The sequence below is a fragment of the Pseudomonas sp. NPDC090201 genome (assembly GCF_044746825.1).
Classification (GTDB): Bacteria; Pseudomonadota; Gammaproteobacteria; order Pseudomonadales; family Pseudomonadaceae; genus Aquipseudomonas; species Aquipseudomonas putida_AD.
Genome location: NZ_JBIVCX010000001.1, coordinates 809,501 through 828,064, shown reverse-complemented (window position 1 = coordinate 828,064; position 18,564 = coordinate 809,501). Strand labels below are relative to the sequence as shown.

Below are 18,564 nucleotides of genomic sequence, written 5' to 3'. Positions count from 1 at the left end.
TAGGGCGCCTCGGATACAACCATTGGGAGATTGCTAACCTTTTCAAGCGTATTCCTGAAACCCAAGCTAAGGAGGGGAGGCCAGCAGCGAACAATACTAGCGTCAGTGTTATTGTCATTATAGGAGTTGCAAGTGAACGAAGAACTTGAGCGCACTCTGTTGTCGAAGTTTCCCGCGATTTTCAATATCAAGGAATCAGACCCTGATGACTATCTGTGGGGAATCCACTGCGGCGATGGTTGGGGCCCTCTGATAGCAGCCATGTGCAGACAACTACAGTTTCACGTTGATACCACAGCCAGGCCACAGGTCGTTGCTACCGAAATCAAACACAAGATGGGAATTCTGAGGTGCATGTTTTCCGGTGCTGATGACTATTGCAATGGCGTGATCGACACCGCAGTCGCTATGTCATACGTAACCTGCGAGCTGTGTGGGAATAAAGGAATGATGGCCCGAGGGCCAAAAGGCTGGGTTCGTGTGCTGTGCGACCAGTGTCGTCTCGATAATCCTGGCTAGACACGTTCGTTAACGCAACTGCATCAATCCATAACCGATGAGGATCAATATCGTGTTTCAGACCCACTCGAAAGCACCACTGGGCGGTGGTGCCTACAGCGATACCTTCTACGACCACGTCTCTCATTCTTTGGAAGCCAAGCTGTTCTGCGCCAAAGCCTGCTATCTAGGTGAGCGCCCCACAGATTTTCCAACCCATCGGATGATGATGACGCCCAGTCTTGCGCTGCTAGATCGAGTGTTGAGCGGGAAGGAGAAGGGCGTATCAATCGACACCATCCAGGTTTTGTCTCCAACCGATTCTGATTCTGCGGAAAAAGGGGCATACGGTTTGGGGCAGGTGAATAGGATAACGCGGCTCAAGCCTGGGCGAGGGCTGCCGCGTTATCTGGTGGAGACATCTGCGGGTAATATTTTGAGCGGCGATGTGGATGGGCGTTGGGGTAGCTACACGCGAACTGTTTTGTTCGATTCCACTATCTCGCCCCCTACCATTGAAGCCGAGGCTGAGGCGCACAGCGGAGAACCGAAGATCGGTGACATTCGTACTGATGTGATCGTCCGTGTCTTAGACCTCTATACCGTACACGGGGAGTTGACGGAGCGCTGGTGGCAACAAGGGCATCCTAAATTGGGTAACAAGGCGCCAAGCGAACTTAGGACGATAGCCGAGTACCAGAAGCTGACTGCCTTGCTCCAGGAGCTGGAGCGCGATTGGCTAGGGAGGCGCGGGCAAGATCGTGACTGATTACTCAAGCCTCATTATGGCGAATCATCCGGATCTTCTGCGGCGACTGCTTCAGCATTTCAGTGAGGAGTACACATTGGATGACGGTCGCACCCCATGGCGGGTCCTCCGCTCGCGTGTTTCATCGCCGCGTCTAGCAGATGTTTATGTGAAGGACCTTGATCCGGCAGGATGCACTGAAGTGGGCGACAGTTTTTTAGAAAAGCACACCATGCTCGCCGACCGACCCCAACGGACGTATGGGATGAGCCTTGAGCGTTGGAGGGAAGTCTCGTCCTCGATCACCGAAGTCGAGACCTTCGCGTTCAGGGATGGGACCATTAGCCGAATTCAAATTTGGCCCTTCGATCCACTGTGCCTTCCGCCAGAGGAGATGAAGATTGCTGTTGCTGTGTCCTACACGGCTCTGGAGTTGATCAGGGAGCCGAGAATTGTTGGAGCCATTAATGACTTGCTGCGGGAGTACAACGTCCAGGCAGACCCAGATGAGACATAGTACCTTTGGTAACACTGCATAAGCCCCTATGGAGTGATACTGACGTCTGGACGTTGATCAATTCACGGCTCGTTCATATCTAAGGGGGCTGCGCGCGGTTTGCCTCCTTTTGCCGACAGCTGATGGTCGCAGATGCCTCAGCGTAGGATAGCGATACATGAATAGTAGGTGCACGGACCATGCGTACGACTTTCGCTTGTAGTCAAGCTCGTCGACGACTCCGTCGTCTGCTCGCGTTGGTCAGGGAGGGTTACACCTTTGCCATAACCAAAAACGGGCGAGAAATGTGCCTTCTTGGTGGCTTAGAGCTTGAAGAATTTAGCTGAAACGCTTTTAAGTGCCACTTAGTAACCTATAACGGATACTCACAAGCAGGACGTAAGGAGCCTTTGGCCGCTAAGCGCGATGGGGCTTACATTACGCATTCCGAAGGAGTGATTAAATGTCCATGAAGCTTTCGCACGACGATGTCCTAGGTTCGCTCAAAGCTTTAGACGACGACATCGAAGCTCATCCAGACCAAATCAAACCGCTTGACCCCACCATCGCACTCCGAGTCCAGAATTTGGTGCGCGAAGTGGAGATCGATCTAGAAGCCCCGCTGAGTCGTGAGCACGAGTGAGATTGTAAGGGGGGTGGCGCCGTCCAATACTCGGCGTTCAGCTGCGAGGTTTCTCGATCAATTCATTCCTGAGCATGCTCGTGAGAGGAGACCACCGTGCGTCTGCCGTGGATGTCCACTATCCTCTGGTCCGGGTTGGTTGTGATTATCACTGAGTCTGTCTCTAGGTCCAACTGGGTCACAGCTAGCCCTGCGAAGAGCATCAGGTCTTCATCCTCGGGTCTGATGTAGAAAAGCTGCCTCTAACCTACTAGCGCCCCCTTCAACTGTGGATTAAACACCGGTCGCCCCAAACTGGCTATCGTAGTGAACGAACAACGAGCACGGATTGCTCTAGGCTCATTTTTGAATCATGAATCAAACTCAATTGCAATTCGGTCAATAACGTCATCATTTGGGAGCACAAGAGCGCCCTCTGTGACACAGTAGAAGTTGTCTTGTCCATCCAGAAAAGTATGTGATACGAAAACCTTTTCATATGGCGAGGCTAAAAGTGTTGTGTACGGATCGAAGCCGGCGTTCGCTACCTTGCTGACTCCCAATTCCAAATAAGAATCAAGGGATCTAGGCATTGGGTAGTTAGGAAGTGAAACGAAATCTACCTTCTTGCTTCCATATTTTCTAATGTGGGACATGACTTTGAGTGATGCACACTTTTTATGGAGATTAAATGGCTCCAAGTGGCTCAGAACCAGTTCATCACGCTCTACTACGGACTCTGGATGAAAGCAAGTCGTAACGTGAAAGCACTGGACGAGTTCAGTGATGCTGCGACGTATCGCGTATTCGCGAGAAAGTGAAGCGCCGAATCCCGCAGGATCAATAGAAAAACTTGAGTCAGCCATAGATGCCATAAAAACAGGTATTTCGAACTCATTCGCCAAGCTGAGCAAAATAATTTTTCCAGATATGGCCTTTTCCGCCCGGCCAAGCAATTGCACAAGTGCACTCGGCAGGGAGGAGCGATCAACCTCATTTACTTTGTTTATGTGGGGCGACAAAAAAACAGAAACTAGAAAATTTGAAAATACATGCCTTTCTACTGATTCCAATAACCCGTGAATTATCGCTTCTTCCGCTGTGCAGCCTATTGCCACACCACTATTGGTTGCATATCTATTCATTGACGAGTAATCGAACTCATCATATGCTAGCGGCCTATACCCATCTGCAATATCATCTAAATATTTTGGAGCGCTCAACGCTACAGGGTAAAGAGCTTGGATATCTTTACTTAAACAGTTGTATAACCGGAATGGTAACTTGCTTTTGTGATCCGTGGTGAGAGTCTCTAGTGCTCTATTGATTCGCAGGTGTGTTGACGCTAGATAATCTCCGGCCGAAAAATAATGCACACTTGAGTCGCTGATGTGCTGCGACTGACTTAGATAGTGTTCCAATGATTCGAAAGCAGCCCCTGTAAGCGCCGAATTTCTGGGTCCTTTGCCGTAACCAAAATCCATCTGCTCATCGTATTGGTTAGACAAAATGCATTTTGCTGTCTTCAGTCCGTCGCCTGCCCAGTATACATGTGATTTCAATCCAAAAAGATCGCGAACAAAATCAAATCTTAAGAGGGCTTCCGAATATGGGAAAGCCCTTTCTGCTGGGAGGCCTGAAAGCATATTTAGTCGCGCCTAGTTATTCTTTTGACTTTGTTTTTTTCTTTGCAGAATCGGATTCTTTTTGCTTTTCTTCGAGTTTTATAAGTCGAGACTGAAGTTCTTCTATTATTTTTAGAAGCGCTTCTTCGTTGCCAGTAAGGTTTTGATCGGAAAGTGCGTCGAACCCTTTAACTAAGTTGACGCGACGCTTGTGGTCGTAAACATGTTTCGTAGGTCCAATTTTCTTGGCCATCTGGCATCTCCTATTCTATGAACAATATATAGTTGGCTCGCAATTTGATGGTAGCTGTGAAGGCCGGTTTGTCCAGTGGGTTTTATTAGAAGCCATGCTCCTCGGGCTTCAACGGAGATGCGCGCCAGGACCATGCCGCTTTATGGACTCGCCGAACAAATCCTCGAATATGCTGAAATACGCCTGAATCCCTGATCCGAGCCCCATGATCGCTGTTCTCGCTCTGTCGAGTCTGTGGATGGCTCGAAACCAGATGATCGGGCTGGTTGGGTTGCGCTTAGCAAAGACAACGAGGCAAAACCGCCCCCACCGCCCGCTGCATCGTTCGATTTTGAAAAAAACGCGCTGCGCGCCGAGCCACTTACGACTGGCCACCAACGCGCTGATCGTAGATTCCCCAAGAAGTCTGAAGACAGTTCAAAGCCTCAACATATCCCGTTTATCAGGCAGTTACGGCACGATTTGCCTACGGCCGATTGCGGACTAGTCTGCAACCTCTGCAAGGAGCTGAGTGGCGAGAGGTGCACTTTCAGTGTCACTAAGTGCGTAACGAGAGACCAGATATGGCCTGGCCCCTACAACACGAACGCATTCAAAGGCCAAGCCCCAACAACGCTGGCTGATTTTTTTGACCTGAAGAAATACCCAGGCAAACGCGGTTTGCGCAAAGCTCCACAGGCAAACCTCGAATGGGCCCTGATGGCTGACGGGGTCCCACGTGAGAAGGTCTATGCGACGCTTGAAACGGAAGAGGGCGTAGCACGGGCGTTAGCTAAGCTCGACACCATCAAGAGCCAGGTTATCTGGTGGGAAGCAGGTGCACAGCCACCGCAATTACTGGCGGACGGTCAGGTAAGCATGACATCGGCATGGAATGGTCGCATCTGGGCAGCACAAGCCAAGGAGAAACAGCCGTTCAAAATCATCTGGGATGGCCAGATGTACGACATTGATGTGTGGGCTGTTCCTGTCGGGGCTCCGAACAAAGCCAAGGCAATGGATTTTGTTCGATTTGCTACGTCCTCCCCCGTAATGGCTGACCAATCGCAGTACATCGCCTACGGCCCGACTCGGACCTCTGCCCAATCACTCGTACATGCGGACATGAAAACGCACATGCCCACCGACCCTCAGAATTTTGCAAGTGCATTGCAGGTCAACTCGGAATGGTGGGGTGATCATGCTGACGAGCTGAACGAGCGCTTTAACGCCTGGTTGGCGAAGTAGGATTAGCGGGGCCCGAGAGCGCGGGACTCGCTAAACATTGGAGTACCAGCTCCAGTGAGGATCGCCTGCTAACTCTTCGGCAGGCCCAATGGATTGGATGGTTGTTCATTTCGCCCGGCGCTTGCGCCGGGTTTTTAATTCACGATGGGTGAATGATCAATCATTCAGGCTGGACTCGGTATCTCCTGCGACATCCGACCGACAGCCGCCATCCCAGGGAGCACGGATACGTACACTAGGGCACTAGGTGACACTCATTACTAAGCGCGCTACCTGAGCTTGGGGTTGGGTAGATAAAGGTGTGGACCTATTCCACCAATGCTATTTCTATACAGACGTTTCTACACAAAGACTTAATGCGTTCCTGACTTTCCTTTGTAATAACCACTTCTCCGGCGGAAAAGTTAGAAGTAGATCCTACGCCTTTCAAAGGGCTAAGTTTTTCCTGGATTGAAAAGGGGGCACATAGGCGTAGGCGTTGCTGAACCCTCTCGCTCCAGTAGGATATTGGAAAAGAAAGGACATCAGGGCTGCGTCGAAATGCAAGAACATCATGAGTTGCTGTTGCAGAATCAATAAACTGAAACAAAAGTGTCCCGGTATTAAATTTTCCTAGTGGGCGTAATCCGGCATCGCTAAGTATCTCAAAAATGTCTCTAAAGCGTTTTCCTCCCAATCCCCTTGTAAACTGGTTCACGATTTCTTCTGTGACGTTTTTTTCGCCCATTTCAGCCTGATACCTTTTGAATAGCAAATCATGGTGCCGCAATTACCACCCACAGCATCAGCTGGTTAAGCCTTGAACGGTGTGAATGAAACGCACGAAATGATGCAAGAGTTCATGGTCTTCCTCCGTGATTCCGTCTGGATCAAAATGCATGACATCGTTTCTAATAATTCTCACCTTGTCTAATTCTTTGATAAAGGTTTTTCGATCTACTTTTAGGTTTGTTTTCGACCATAGGCTTTGATCCTCGAAAAGACGAACATACTCGCCAAAAGTAAGGTCGGCTACTGACTCGATTTCTCGACCGTTATCGGAGGGGTTGACGATGCTTGCGAGTTCACCTTTTGTGAAGCGTCCATCAATGAGTGTTCTAATATGATTTTCGATCTCGGCCAAGAGTAGGAAAGGCTCTGAAAGCTGTTTAAACTGAGTGCTTAAGTCGGTCGTGGTGATTATCCCAGTGATTCGCTGATCTTGTGAGCGGACGAGTACGTAAGAGTATTCAACTATTCGTGGCAGCGCAGAAAACAACGAATCGCCAGAGTTTATTTCTCGATGAGGCTTCATGAAATCACGAACTCGGTTTGAGGGAGCAGCGGTTAGCGCTAGCCTCGGCGCGATGCTCTCCCAACTAATAACCCCTTTTACATCCCGTTCATTCGTCATGACCGGTAACTGAGAGAAGTCATGCCTCAGCATCAGCGTTATAGCCTCGGTTAGCGAGCTATCTGGCGTGACAGTGATCAATTTTACATTCGCGGCTTCAAGTCGGCTTACTCTAAAAGCTGGCTCAGCTACGGCGCCTGACACATACTGAGGCGTCAACTCCGGTTCTGCGACATCCGCACCAACTCTTTCAATATCAGGACCAGAGGTTACTGGGATTGCCGACGAATCTTCATCACCTAAATCTATCAGCGGAGCATAAATCGCAACTTTTGCATCCAATGGAACACTGTCAAAGTCGGGACGTGTGACCACACCGAGCGATTCGAGAACTTTGCGAATTTTGTACGAAACCCTATAGCCTCTTCGTTCAGCCCCGAACCAACTAATTAGCTCTCTGACCGATACGGGGCTTGACTCCATGCCAGGGCCCAAATCTTCGAGAATTTTCTCCAGCCTTGCCATCGTCGAATCTGTCAATTATCAATTCCTTTTGATGGGAGTTAGATCAGCAGTAGACCACAGTCTATCTAGGGATACGCAAGGACTCTATTTTCGAGTCTTTCGACCGGACGATCGTGCGCCTGCATTCGCGGCAGCTCATAGGGAAGGATCTGATCGTGCAAGTCAACACACTGAGCAACGGCAGGCAGAGTGTAGATCTTGGGATATTTACGAAGGATCAAATAATTTTATTAAAAACAGAATGTTACACGCCTAGGCTTGGAAGGTTTGTAGGTCTACACCTTGAACGTATAACTTTTGAGATATCTTGATCTCGATCATCCGCACCTGCGGATCCTGCGCCTGTTTGGCAAAGCGCTCGGGGTCGAAGCGGCCATCCTCGGTACGGCAGCCAAAATAGCCGCTGCCCAGCTCCCAGGTCAGGTCGCCGCCGTTTTCACGGTGGTAGGGGCTGATGCTGCCTTCACCGGTGTCGTGGGCGAAGTTGCCGAGCTTGGCGCCCTTGTTCAGGGCACGAATGGCGTTGGCACTCAGGGAGCCGAAGCTCATGGCCGAGATGTTGAAGATCGACGCCGAGTACGGCTGAGTGCACTGCGGGCCGCCCACTGTGACACGGAACTGATTGGGGTCGGCCAGCGGCGCCGGGCGCATGGAATGGCTGATGAACTCGAAGCCCGTCTGGTACACATCGATCAGGGTGCCGAAGGGTTTGTCCGCCGACTCGTTCTTGGCCCGGGCGTACACCAGCGAGCGCTGGGCGCGGGAGAAGGGCAGGGCGTCGCTGTCGGATTCGAGCAGGTACTGGCGGATTTCCGGGCGGATCTTCTCCACGGCATAGCGGATGTTGCCCAGGATCGGGTAGTTGCGGCGCACCGAATGCGGCACCTGAATCAGGTCGAAAATACCGATCAGGCTCAGGATTGCAGTGGCGAGGGTGAAGGGCCACAGCCATTCGTGGTGCAGGAATGGCAGGCTCAGAAGTGTGAACAACACACAGCCGACAAAAAAGGCGTAGCGGCTTAAAAGGGACAGGCTCATAGGCGATCCTTTAGGTCTTGACACGGTTGAAGGATTAGCGCTGTGCCGCGCTTTTTTTCGTCAGAATGTGTAAAAACTACTGCGCTCGATGATGCCGCGTTAAAAACAGGCGAAAAATGCTCATTTAGAGCAGCTAAACTCCGCTTTTTCGCCTGTTTTTGCCTCGCCTCACCTTCGCTCGTGACGTTTTTACACCCTCTGGGCAAGACTTTGTTTCACCTCAAGCGCTCTGCGCCTGAAGAAAAATCGAAAACAGTTCGGACTGCGATTTGATCCCCAGTTTGCTGTAGATATGTTTCTTGTGTACGCGCACGGTCTCGGCGGAGATATCCAGCTTGCGCGCGATCTCCTTGCTGGAACAGCCGCTGAGCATCAGCCGGCCGACGTCCAGTTCCCGGGCGGTCAGTTGCGCGCCGCGGCTCTGCTGCACCGAGGCCTCCAGTTGCGTGCGCCAGTCAGCGGCGGGCAGCGGGGCAATCACCGGCTCCTCGTCCGAGGCAGGTTCAGCCAGCTCGAAGGGTAGACGCTGGCGCAGCAATGCGATGACCCAGGGTTGAATCATGGAGAGCAGGGCAATCTGTTCGGCAGTGAAACGACGGGTCGAGCCCAGTGAGAGGCACAGCGTGCGGTCGTGATCGAGCTGGCAATTGAACTGGATTTCGTCGGCCACCACATTCAGACGAAAGTATCGTTGGTAATACTCAGTCAGTTCAAAATGCTCCGGCGCCACTTCCGCCAGTCGGAACAGGCCGCCCTGCGAGCGCTCCCGGCTGGCGATGTAGAAGGGGTCGAGCAGGTACAGGCCTTTGAGGTAGTCCTGGAACAACTGGTCAGGGCTGCCGTCTTCGGCCGGGCTTTCGGCGAACACCAGTGGTCGCTGGCCGGAGCTGAATTGCAGCGCCACCCAGCTATCGAATTCGACGTACTGATTGAGCAGGCGCACCAGTTGGGCCCAGAAGTTCGGCCGGTCCAGCGCTTCGATCAACTGTGCGACCGAGCGGTGCCAGGCGATGTCCGCAAGTGCGAGTGTCATGGATCTACCCCTATTGGGTTACTACAGCTGCGTAATACCCCGTAATACTTGGCATTGCGCATACTGCCCGCAGAGCAAGGGTCAGGCCAGCTTTTTGTACCTGACCGGTATGCGACTCGATAAGGAGAACCCATGAAGGTCGAATTCGCCCAATTGACGGGCCAGGACAATGGCACTGCCCATAACCTGAAAAACGCGCTGAACGCGATTGCCGCCTGCGCCAGCGACACGGCGTTGATCGTGTTCCCGGAAACCCACTTGATGGGCTTTCCGTCCAGCGAAACCGTCGGCGAGATTTCCGAGCCGCTGGACGGCCCCACCGTTCAGGCGGTGCAGCAGGCCGCCCGGGCGCGCAACGTCTCGGTGGTGATCGGCATGGCCGAAAACGACGAAGGGCGCTTCTACAACACCACGTTGCTGATTACCCCCGAGGGCATTGCGCTGCGCTACCGCAAGACCCACCTGTGGGCGTCCGACCGTGGCGTGTTCACCCCTGGTGATCGCTACGCGACCTGCCTGTGGAACGGCCTGCGCGTGGGTATGCTGATCTGCTACGACATCGAATTCCCCGAGTCGGCCCGTGCCCTGGCGCAACTGGGCGCCGAGCTGATTATCGTCACCAACGGCAACATGGACCCTTACGGCCCCACCCACCGCACCGCGATCATGGCCCGCGCCCAGGAAAACCAGGCGTTCGCGCTGATGGTCAACCGCGTGGGCGAAGGCGATGGCGGCCTGGTGTTCGCCGGCGGCAGTGCGCTGGTGGACCCGTTCGGCACGTTGCTGCACGAAGCCGGCCGCGAGGACTGCCAGTTCAGTGCCGAACTGGACCTGAGCCAGTTGCAGGCGGCGCGTCGCGACTACCGCTACCTGGACGACCAGCGTCTGCGTCTGCCGGGCGAGGTGGTCGAGCACGCCAATGGCGTACGCGAATTGTTGATTCCAAAACGCTGAAAAAAAGAAGGGAGGGCCGGTCGCTCTGGCACTTTGCACAGAGCATCGGCCGCCATCTCCCTCGTTAGCTGTTCATAAAAAGAACGCCTCAAGTTCTGCCGCACTTTTCTCTGCCATAAAACCTATAAATTCGGAGTAGTCGCTCATGGCTCGTTTGCAACGTACCCTTTCGCTGGGGTCGGTGGTGCTGTTTGGCATCGCCTACATGACCCCCATCATCGTGCTCGGCACCTTTGGCATCCTCGCGCAATCCACCGGCGGCATGGTTCCGGCGTCGTACCTGGCGGCGCTGGTGGCGATGTTCTTCACTGCCATGAGCTACGGCCGCATGGCGTCGGCGTTCCCGGTCGCCGGTTCCGCCTACAGCTACGTGCGCAAGGCCATCAGCCCCAAGCTGGGTTTCATCGCCGGCTGGGCGGTGTTGCTCGATTACCTGTTCCTGCCGATGGCCATCTGGCTGATCGGAGCTGCGTACCTGGGCTCGGCATTCCCCTCGGTGCCGCAACCTGTCTGGGTGCTTGCGTTCATCGTCATCACCAGCCTCATCAACATCGTCGGCCTGAAGCTGGCCAACACCGTCAACGCCCTGTTGATGATCGTGCAGTTCCTGGTGCTGGCCGCGTTCGTGGTGCTGTGCATTCATTACATCGGCGGCGACGCCAGCAAGCCATTGTGGACCCTGGCGCCGTTCATCAACGGTGACATGCAGATGCCGCTGATCATGAGCGGTGCGGCGATTGCCTGCTATTCGTTCCTGGGCTTCGACGCGGTCAGCACCCTGACCGAAGAAACCCGCGATCCGCGCAAGACCATCCCCAAGGCGATCATGCTGATTACCCTGATCGGCGGGCTGATCTTCGTCGGCGTGTCCTACTTCGTGCAGCTGGCGCATCCGTCGGCCCAGTTCGATAACGTCGACTCGGCAGCCTATGAAATCGCCCGCAACATCGGCGGCGATCTGTTCGTCACCATCTTCCTGATCGGCCTGATCGTCGGCCAGTTCGCGTCGGGCCTGTCGGCCCAGGCCAGCGGTTCGCGGCTGCTGTACGCGATGGGCCGCGACGGGGTGTTGCCCAAGTCGTTCTTCGCAGGCCTGAGCGAGCGCTTCGGCACGCCGGTCAACAGCATCCTGCTGTGCGCCGTGGTGGCGTTGCTGGCGCTGAAACTGGACGTGACCACCTCGACCTCGTTCATCAACTTCGGTGCGTTCCTGGCGTTCAGCCTGGTCAACCTGTCGGTGATCTTTCACTACTGGATCGGTGGCGAGAAGCGCGGCCTGCGTGAGCTGGTGTTGTTCCTGATCTGCCCGCTGATCGGCCTGCTGGCGGACCTGTGGCTGATGGTCAGCCTCGACAAGCTGGCGATCATGCTGGGCGTGAGCTGGCTGGTGATCGGTTGCATCTATCTGGCCTGGCTCACCGGCGGTTTCCGCCGCCAGCCGCCGGAGATGGATTTTCAGGAAGCTACCTAAAGTCCAAACCGCGACCGTGTAGGAGCGCGCTTGCCCGCGATTGCGGTGTGCCTGCCACTCATTGGGTGGCTGATACACCGCCGTCGCGGGCAAGCGCGCTCCTACAGGGTGGGATTTCGTTCTGCATTCCGTCCAACAAAGGTGCCGGGGGCTGGACTAACGGCGCAAATTGCTTTTAGCTCTGCGACCTGAAATCCAGGAGCTTCCCCCTTTGAAAAAGTCAGTCGCCATCGTTTTCGGTGGGCAATCCTCCGAACATGAAGTGTCGTTGCAATCGGCGCGCAACGTGATCAACGCGATTGATCGCAACAACTATTACGTCACCCTGATCGGCGTCGACAAGCAAGGCCACTGGCTGCGCTTCGACGAGCGCGACTATCTGCAGAATGCCAACGACCCGGCGCACATCAAGCTCAGCGAGTCCGGCCGGCTTCTGTCCCTGCGCCCTGGCGCCCAGGGGCCGCAGTTCGTGGAAGCGGAAACCGGCCTTGAAGTGCCGCGCATCGATGTGGTGTTCCCGCTGATTCACGGCAGCTACGGCGAAGATGGCGCCTTGCAGGGTCTGCTGCGCATGCTCGACATTCCCTTCGTCGGCCCCGACGTGCTGGGTTCGGCGGCGTGCATGGACAAGGATGTGACCAAGCGCCTGCTGCGCGACGCGGGTATTGCCGTGGCGCCGTTCGTGGTGCTGCATCGCGGCGAAACGGTGGATTTCGTCAACGTTTCCGCGCAACTGGGCCTGCCGCTGTTCGTCAAGCCGGCGTGCCAGGGCTCTTCCGTGGGCGTGAGCAAGGTCACCGATGAGGCCAGCTACACAGCGGCCCTGAAGCTGGCGTTCGAATACGACAACAAGGTGCTGATCGAGCAAGGCATCGTCGGGCGTGAAGTGGAATGCGCGGTGTTGGGCAACCACGAACCGCAGGTCAGCGTGTGCGGCGAAGTGGTCGCCAACGACGATTTCTACGCCTACGACACCAAATACCTGAACGACGGCCAGGCGCGCATCGCGATTCCCGCCGAGTTGCCGGATGATCTCGCTGAGCAAGTGCGCGAAGTGGCCTTGCAGGGCTATCGCGTGCTGGGTTGCGCGGGCATGTCGCGGGTGGATTTCTTCGTCACCGAGGCGCGGGAAATCATCATCAACGAGATCAACACCATCCCCGGTTTCACTTCCATCAGCATGTACCCCAAGCTGTGGCAGGCCAGCGGCTTGAGCTACCCGGAGCTGATCGACCGGCTGATCGTGCTGGCGCTGGAACGCGCCGCTGAAACCCGCGCGCTGAAAACCGAGGTGGTGCTGTGAAGGTGATTCGCATCGCCGCAGCCTTGCTGATTGGCGCCGACGGTCGAACCCTGCTGGTGCGCAAGCGTGGCACCCAGGCGTTCATGCAGCCGGGTGGCAAGATCGATGCGGGCGAGTCGCCTGCCCAGGCGCTGGCGCGGGAGCTGCACGAAGAACTGGGACTGGTGGTTGCGGCGGAACAGGCGCAGTTTCTCGGCGAGTTCTCTGCCGTGGCGGCCAATGAGCCAGGTTTTGAGGTGAACTGCCAGTTGTATCGGCTGGATGTTGCCCAGGACCTGGTGCCTGCGGCCGAGATCGAGGAGGTGGTGTGGATCGATGCCGGGAGCGTCGATCACCTGCACCTGGCGCCGTTGACCCGGGATTCGATCTTGCCGTTGTACCGCCAGTTGATCGCCTGACCCATACCTGTAGGAGCGCGCTTGCCCGCGACAGCGGTACACCTGTGCAAAATGTCGTCGCTGACACACCGCCGTCGCGGGCAAGCGCGCTCCTACAATTGGAGTTTGCTTATCTGACGGCACTCACCCCATCCAGCGTCGAGAACGACGTGTCCTTGGCCGTCAGCAGGAAATCGCGCATGTACGGCGCATCCAGCATGTCGGCGCGGACGGCGGCGTAGAGCGTCGCGAACAGGCCTTTTTCCCCCAGACGCTTGGCTTTGACATAGCCCCGCGAGCTGTATTCATGCAGCGCCCAATGGGGCATCCCGCACACGCCACGGCCGCTGGCGACCAGTTGCATCATCATCACCGTCAGCTCCGAGGTCCGCACCTGCGCAGGCTCCACGTCGGCGGGCTCCAGGAAACGGGTGAAGATATCCAGCCGGTCACGCTCCACCGGATAAGTAATCAGGGTTTCGCTGGCCAGGTCACCGGGCACCACGAACGGCTTGCCTGCCAGCGGATGCTGATTGGCGACCGCCAGCATCGCCTCGTAGGTGAAGAGCGGCACGTAGGTAATGCCCGGCAGATCCACCGGGTCGGAAGTCACCACCAGGTCCAGATCGCCACGGGCGAGTGCCGGAAGCGGGGCGAAGGCAAAACCCGACGCCAGGTCCAGCTCCACTTCAGGCCAGGCATCGCGAAACTGGTCGATGGTCGGCATCAGCCACTGGAAACAACTGTGGCACTCGATGGCCATGTGCAGACGCCCGGCCACACCGCCCGCCAGGCGTGAAATATCACGCTCGGCGTTGCGCAATTGCGGCAACACCGAATCGGCCAGTTGCAGCAGACGCAAGCCGGCGCTGGTGAAGCGCACAGGCTTGGTCTTGCGCACGAACAGCGGCATGCCCATGCGCTCCTCCAGCTCCTTGAACTGGTGCGAAAGCGCCGATTGGGTCAGATGCAGACGATCAGCCGCGTCCACCAGGCTATCGGCCTCACGCAGGGCATGAAGGGTTTTGAGGTGACGAATTTCAAGCACCGGGGCGCTCCATGAGCAAATTTTGTGATAACAAAGAATACGATGAGTTTGCCTCATGAAGAATGCGCTGTCGACATACCCATCTCAAGGTACTCACCGAACCGCTTTTTCTTGCAGCTTGAAGCTTGCCACTTGAGGCTGCCGCTACCGTTGGTACATCTTCATCAAACTGTCACGCAAGTGTGGCAGCGCGCCTGACAAAACTTCATCAGACTCGCGGCCTACTGGGGTTCTGCGTTTCGGTGTTTTTCATGCGGGTTTTATTCTTCCTGGCTGCCTTGTTGTGCAGCCTGCCGTCTTTTGCGGCTTCTCGATGCGATGTCAACGTTCCCACGCAAGTGGCCGAGCTCAATGAGGTGCACCTGGCGTATCAAAGTATCGGTCGTGAGTCCGATCCGGCATTGCTGCTGGTCATGGGCCTGGGCGGGCAGTTGATTCACTGGCCGGACGAGGTCGTGGTCGCGCTGTGTCAGCAGGGTTTTCGGGTCATTCGTTACGACAATCGCGATGTCGGCCTCTCCACCTGGGTTCAGGCACCGGCCACTGCCAACCTCACCTATGAGGTGCTGCGCTACAAGATCGGTTTCCCGGTGTCGGCGCCGTATTCGCTGACCGACATGGCCCAGGATGCCCTGGGCCTGATGGACGCGATGCACATTCAGCAGTTTCACGTGCTGGGCGCGAGCATGGGCGGCATGATCGCCCAGCATCTGGCTGACATGGCTCCAAAGCGGGTGGAGAGCCTGACGCTGATCATGACCAGCTCCGGCGCACCGGGCCTGCCGATGCCAAGCCCCGCATTGCTGCAATTGCTCGCCCGCCGTGGCGCACCTGACCGACAGACCGCCATCGAGCAGCAGGCCGATCTGCTGGCAGCGCTGGGCAGCCCTGAAGTCAAAGACGACCGGCAGAAGCTGCTGCAACAGGCGGCGATTTCCTACGACAGAGCGTTCAATCCGGAAGGCGTGAAACGGCAGATTCTGGCGATCCTGGCAGAGCCCAGCCGCGTCGAATTGTTGAACCGCCTGCGGGTGCCGACCCTGGTGGTCCATGGCACGGCGGACCCGCTGTTGCCGGTGATGCATGGCGTGCACGTCGCCGCGCACATTCAGGGCAGCCAGTTACGGCTGATCCCGGGCCTGGCCCACAGGTTCCAGGAAGCGTTCAAGGCGCCGTTGCTGGCCGCGGTGTTGCCGTACCTGCGCGAGCACCGTGAAGACGTGTCCCACGTCGCCCAGCTCTGAAACGCACCACATCTGTAGGAGCGCGCTTGCCCGCGACGGCGGTGTGTCAGTCACCTGATTCGTCACGGACACTACGCCTTCGCGGGCAAGCGCGCTCCTACGGGTGCAAGCACAGGTTTTTCTCTGAACCGGGATCGGCGTATCGTGCAACTTTCCTTTGCACGAGACTGCCATGAGCACTCCACTGAAAATCGATTTCATCTCCGACGTGTCCTGCCCCTGGTGCATCATCGGCTTGCAGGCCCTGGACCAGGCGCTGGATCATCTGGGTGCCGAGGTGCAGGCACACGTACATTTCCAGCCGTTCGAACTGAACCCGAAGATGGGCCCGGACGGTCAGGAAATCTTCGAGCACATCTCTGAAAAGTACGGCTCGACCCGCGAGCAGTATCAGGCCAACGCCGAGAACATCCGCCAGCGCGGCGCGGAGCTGGGGTTTGTGTTCAAGCAGGGCGAACGCCGCATTTACAACACCTTCGATGCCCACCGCCTGTTGCACTGGGCCGAAGGGGAGGGCAAGCAACACGCCTTGAAACTGGCGTTGTTCACCGCCTATTTCAGCCAGCACGCCAACGTCTCCAGCCACAAGGTGCTGGCCGATGTGGCCGAGAAAGTCGGCCTGGACCGCGCCCGTGCCGAGCAGATCCTGGCGTCGGACGAGTTCGCCGGCGAGGTCCGCCAACTCGAACAGCTCTGGACCTCCCGCGGCGTCAGTTCAGTGCCCACCATCGTGTTCAACGATCAATACGCCGTGTCGGGCGGGCAGCCGGTGGATGTATTTGTCGGCGCCATTCGTCAGATCATCAGCGAGCAGGCGAGTGTAGTGAACCCGGCAGAATAACCGGCCCCGTAGCAGTCCGGCTTGCCGGCGTCAGCGATCCAGATGGCGCCGTCGCCGGCAAGCCGGACTGCTACAAGGTATTGCGTTGCCCTTCTGCCTCCCATTTTTACCCTATCGTCTACCCAGCGCTTGAAAAAATCGCTTGCTCCCACCCACCTCTTTCGGATATCAATTTGTACATGATTAGACAGGTTCGATTTGACAAGAAAAAACGCGTGGTCGACGAACTCGCCCGACGCATCGAAACCGGCCAGATGGGCTCCGGCGAACTGTTGCCCGGCGAGAATCTGCTCGCTCAGGAATTCAATGTCAGCCGCGGTACGTTGCGCGAGGCGTTGTCGGAGCTCAAGCGCCGCAACTACATCGCGACCCAGACCGGTGTCGGTTCGATCGTGACCTTCGACGGCATCTCGCTGGACCAGCGCGCCGGCTGGGCTCAGGCCCTGGCCGACACCGGCGCCCGGGTCAGCACCGAGATCCTGCGCCTGGTCGCGGTCCGGCGTCCCGATTTGTCGGCCCGTTTCGGTACCGAGGAGTTCATCGCCCTGGATCGCCGCCGCACCTCGTCCGACGGCAGCGTGGTGTCGCTTGAGCGGGTGCTGATCCCGGCAGTCAACGGTCTGGAAAACCTGCCCCGTGACGGACTGATCGATGACTCGTTGACCGTGACCATGGCCGCCCATGGCTACGTGGGTGATCGCGGTGACCAGTGGATCGGTGCCGAGCCGCTGAACGCCGATGACGCCGCGTTGATACTGCGCGAGCCGGGCACCGTTTTTCTCAAGGCGATTCGCACTACGTTCGATCGCCGCCAACGTTTCATGGAGCACGTGGAGAGCCTGTTGGACCCCGTGCATTTTCGTCTGCATCTGGCATTTGGATCTTCTACATGACTGCATTGATCGACACTCGCGACCGCGCCTTGGCCGCTTTTTACGGCCTGGCACTGGGCGACGCGCTGGGCATGCCCACGCAATCACTCAGTCGCGAACAGATCAAACAGCGTTTTGGCCGCATCACCTCGTTGACGGCCGCCGATGCCGACCAGCCCATCGCGCCGAACATGCCCGCAGGTTCCATCACCGACGACACCGAGCAAGCTGTGCTCGTCGCTGAACTGCTGGTGTCCGGTGGCGGCCGCATCGATCCGTCGGACCTGGCCCAGAGCCTGATCGACTGGGAAGCGGTGATGCAGGCCAAGGGCTCGCAGGACTTGCTTGGCCCATCCACCAAGCGCGCGATTGAAATGATCCTGGCCGGCCACAGCCCCGAAGAGGCAGGGCGCTTCGGCACCACCAACGGCGCGGCCATGCGCATCACGCCGGTGGGCATCGCGGCGGACGTGCTGGACGAAGGCGCGTTCGTCGAGTCGGTGATCCAAGCCTGCCAGGTCACCCACAACACTACGCTTGGGATCGCCAGCGCCGCCGCAGTGGCCGCCGTGGTATCGGCGGGCATCAACGGTGCAAGCCTGGTCGACGCACTGGACATCGGCGTGCGCATCGCCTCGCGCGCCGAAGGCCATGGCCACTGGATTGCCGGCGGCCGCATTTCGGCGCGGATCCGTTGGGCGAAGCAACTGTGCGAGGCGGCGGACAATCACCAGCTCGCCGACCTGATCTACGACGTCATCGGCACCTCGGTGGCCTCACAGGAGTCGGTGGTCGCAGCCTTCGCGCTGGCCCACCAGGTCGCATCCGGCCAGTTGCCGGCCTTCGATGCGCTGTGCACGGCGGCAAGCCTGGGCGGCGACACGGACACCATTGCAGCGATCCTGGGGGCGATGCTCGGCGCCTGCCAAGGTATGGGCGCCTGGCCTCACGGGCTGATCGAACAGATCAAGGCCGTGAACAGCCTGGACCTCGATGAGCTGGTCGAACACCTGCTGTCCCTGCGTGCAGTCTGAATCAGCCTGATCTGACCACTGC

General features: G+C 56.9%; 20 protein-coding genes and 1 pseudogene. 13 read left to right on the top strand and 8 right to left on the bottom strand.

The window, feature by feature from the left end; genetic code table 11:
* The first annotated feature begins 132 nt into the window (after positions 1-132).
* The 4 genes from ACIPOO_RS03855 (at position 133) to ACIPOO_RS03840 (ending at position 2,385) form a co-directional block, all read left to right on the top strand.
* Positions 133-519, top strand: a complete 387-nt coding sequence (locus ACIPOO_RS03855; protein ID WP_400604547.1) for a hypothetical protein — start codon at positions 133-135, stop codon at positions 517-519.
* 52 nt (positions 520-571) lie between these two features.
* Complete coding sequence (locus tag ACIPOO_RS03850; protein ID WP_400604545.1) at positions 572-1,267, top strand: hypothetical protein; 696 nt, start codon at positions 572-574, stop codon at positions 1,265-1,267.
* Entirely contained in the window at positions 1,260-1,763 is a 504-nt protein-coding gene (locus ACIPOO_RS03845) for a hypothetical protein (protein WP_400604543.1), read from the top strand. Before ACIPOO_RS03850 ends, ACIPOO_RS03845 begins: the two co-directional genes overlap by 8 nt.
* Positions 1,764-2,205: 442 nt before the next feature.
* Positions 2,206-2,385: a type II toxin-antitoxin system PrlF family antitoxin gene (locus ACIPOO_RS03840; protein ID WP_400604541.1), complete on the top strand. Its 180-nt coding sequence runs from the start codon at positions 2,206-2,208 to the stop codon at positions 2,383-2,385.
* Between the two features lie 62 nt (positions 2,386-2,447).
* Here ACIPOO_RS03840 and ACIPOO_RS03835 read toward each other — a convergent pair whose 3' ends face one another.
* The 3 genes from ACIPOO_RS03835 to ACIPOO_RS03825 all read right to left on the bottom strand — a co-directional run bounded on the left by ACIPOO_RS03835 (position 2,448) and on the right by ACIPOO_RS03825 (position 4,242).
* Positions 2,448-2,612 (bottom strand): hypothetical protein, encoded by a 165-nt coding sequence (locus tag ACIPOO_RS03835; protein WP_400605179.1) that lies wholly within the window; start codon positions 2,610-2,612, stop codon positions 2,448-2,450.
* Between the two features lie 123 nt (positions 2,613-2,735).
* Positions 2,736-4,010 carry a YcaO-like family protein gene (locus tag ACIPOO_RS03830; protein WP_400604539.1) on the bottom strand — a complete coding sequence of 425 codons (1,275 nt, stop codon included), beginning with the start codon at positions 4,008-4,010 and terminating at the stop codon, positions 2,736-2,738.
* A 16-nt stretch (positions 4,011-4,026) separates the two neighbouring features.
* Entirely contained in the window at positions 4,027-4,242 is a 216-nt protein-coding gene (locus ACIPOO_RS03825) for a hypothetical protein (protein ID WP_400604537.1), read from the bottom strand.
* A 234-nt stretch (positions 4,243-4,476) separates the two neighbouring features.
* On the opposite strand from ACIPOO_RS03825, the gene ACIPOO_RS03820 reads away from it, so the two are divergent.
* A complete protein-coding gene (locus ACIPOO_RS03820; RefSeq protein ID WP_400604535.1) occupies positions 4,477-5,469 on the top strand; it encodes an extracellular solute-binding protein in 993 nt (330 codons plus the stop codon).
* 307 nt (positions 5,470-5,776) lie between these two features.
* On the opposite strand, the gene ACIPOO_RS03815 is transcribed toward ACIPOO_RS03820, so the two are convergent.
* From ACIPOO_RS03815 to ACIPOO_RS03800, 4 genes and pseudogenes are all read right to left on the bottom strand, one after another.
* A complete protein-coding gene (locus tag ACIPOO_RS03815; RefSeq protein WP_400604533.1) occupies positions 5,777-6,196 on the bottom strand; it encodes a hypothetical protein in 420 nt (139 codons plus the stop codon).
* 57 nt (positions 6,197-6,253) lie between these two features.
* Entirely contained in the window at positions 6,254-7,342 is a 1,089-nt protein-coding gene (locus ACIPOO_RS03810; protein WP_400604531.1) for a CBS domain-containing protein, read from the bottom strand.
* Between the two features lie 282 nt (positions 7,343-7,624).
* Positions 7,625-8,365 (bottom strand): annotated as a pseudogene (locus ACIPOO_RS03805) (glutamate synthase-related protein); the annotation flags it as partial.
* Between the two features lie 220 nt (positions 8,366-8,585).
* Positions 8,586-9,398, bottom strand: a complete 813-nt coding sequence (locus tag ACIPOO_RS03800; RefSeq protein WP_400604529.1) for a response regulator transcription factor — start codon at positions 9,396-9,398, stop codon at positions 8,586-8,588.
* 132 nt (positions 9,399-9,530) lie between these two features.
* Between ACIPOO_RS03800 and ACIPOO_RS03795 the strand changes: the two genes are divergently transcribed.
* The 4 genes from ACIPOO_RS03795 to ACIPOO_RS03780 all read left to right on the top strand — a co-directional run bounded on the left by ACIPOO_RS03795 (position 9,531) and on the right by ACIPOO_RS03780 (position 13,524).
* Positions 9,531-10,352: a carbon-nitrogen hydrolase family protein gene (locus tag ACIPOO_RS03795; protein ID WP_400604527.1), complete on the top strand. Its 822-nt coding sequence runs from the start codon at positions 9,531-9,533 to the stop codon at positions 10,350-10,352.
* 145 nt (positions 10,353-10,497) lie between these two features.
* On the top strand, positions 10,498-11,823 hold the full coding sequence (locus tag ACIPOO_RS03790) for an APC family permease (protein ID WP_400604525.1): 1,326 nt from the start codon (positions 10,498-10,500) through the stop codon (positions 11,821-11,823).
* A gap of 211 nt (positions 11,824-12,034) precedes the next feature.
* The gene (gene ddlA / locus ACIPOO_RS03785; RefSeq protein WP_400604523.1) at positions 12,035-13,126 is read left to right on the top strand and encodes a D-alanine--D-alanine ligase; all 1,092 of its coding nucleotides are present in this window, start codon (positions 12,035-12,037) and stop codon (positions 13,124-13,126) included.
* Positions 13,123-13,524, top strand: coding sequence for an NUDIX domain-containing protein (locus ACIPOO_RS03780; protein WP_400604521.1), 402 nt, complete (start codon positions 13,123-13,125; stop codon positions 13,522-13,524). Before ddlA ends, ACIPOO_RS03780 begins: the two co-directional genes overlap by 4 nt.
* Before the next feature lie 109 nt (positions 13,525-13,633).
* On the opposite strand, the gene metR is transcribed toward ACIPOO_RS03780, so the two are convergent.
* Complete coding sequence (gene metR / locus ACIPOO_RS03775) at positions 13,634-14,551, bottom strand: transcriptional regulator MetR (protein ID WP_274135070.1); 918 nt, start codon at positions 14,549-14,551, stop codon at positions 13,634-13,636.
* A 251-nt stretch (positions 14,552-14,802) separates the two neighbouring features.
* On the opposite strand from metR, the gene ACIPOO_RS03770 reads away from it, so the two are divergent.
* The 4 genes from ACIPOO_RS03770 to ACIPOO_RS03755 all read left to right on the top strand — a co-directional run bounded on the left by ACIPOO_RS03770 (position 14,803) and on the right by ACIPOO_RS03755 (position 18,542).
* Entirely contained in the window at positions 14,803-15,795 is a 993-nt protein-coding gene (locus tag ACIPOO_RS03770; RefSeq protein WP_400604519.1) for an alpha/beta fold hydrolase, read from the top strand.
* 172 nt (positions 15,796-15,967) lie between these two features.
* On the top strand, positions 15,968-16,636 hold the full coding sequence (locus tag ACIPOO_RS03765) for a DsbA family oxidoreductase (protein WP_274135073.1): 669 nt from the start codon (positions 15,968-15,970) through the stop codon (positions 16,634-16,636).
* A 179-nt stretch (positions 16,637-16,815) separates the two neighbouring features.
* On the top strand, positions 16,816-17,529 hold the full coding sequence (locus ACIPOO_RS03760; RefSeq protein ID WP_400604516.1) for a GntR family transcriptional regulator: 714 nt from the start codon (positions 16,816-16,818) through the stop codon (positions 17,527-17,529).
* Positions 17,526-18,542, top strand: a complete 1,017-nt coding sequence (locus ACIPOO_RS03755; RefSeq protein ID WP_400604514.1) for an ADP-ribosylglycohydrolase family protein — start codon at positions 17,526-17,528, stop codon at positions 18,540-18,542. Before ACIPOO_RS03760 ends, ACIPOO_RS03755 begins: the two co-directional genes overlap by 4 nt.
* The last annotated feature ends 22 nt before the right edge of the window (positions 18,543-18,564 follow it).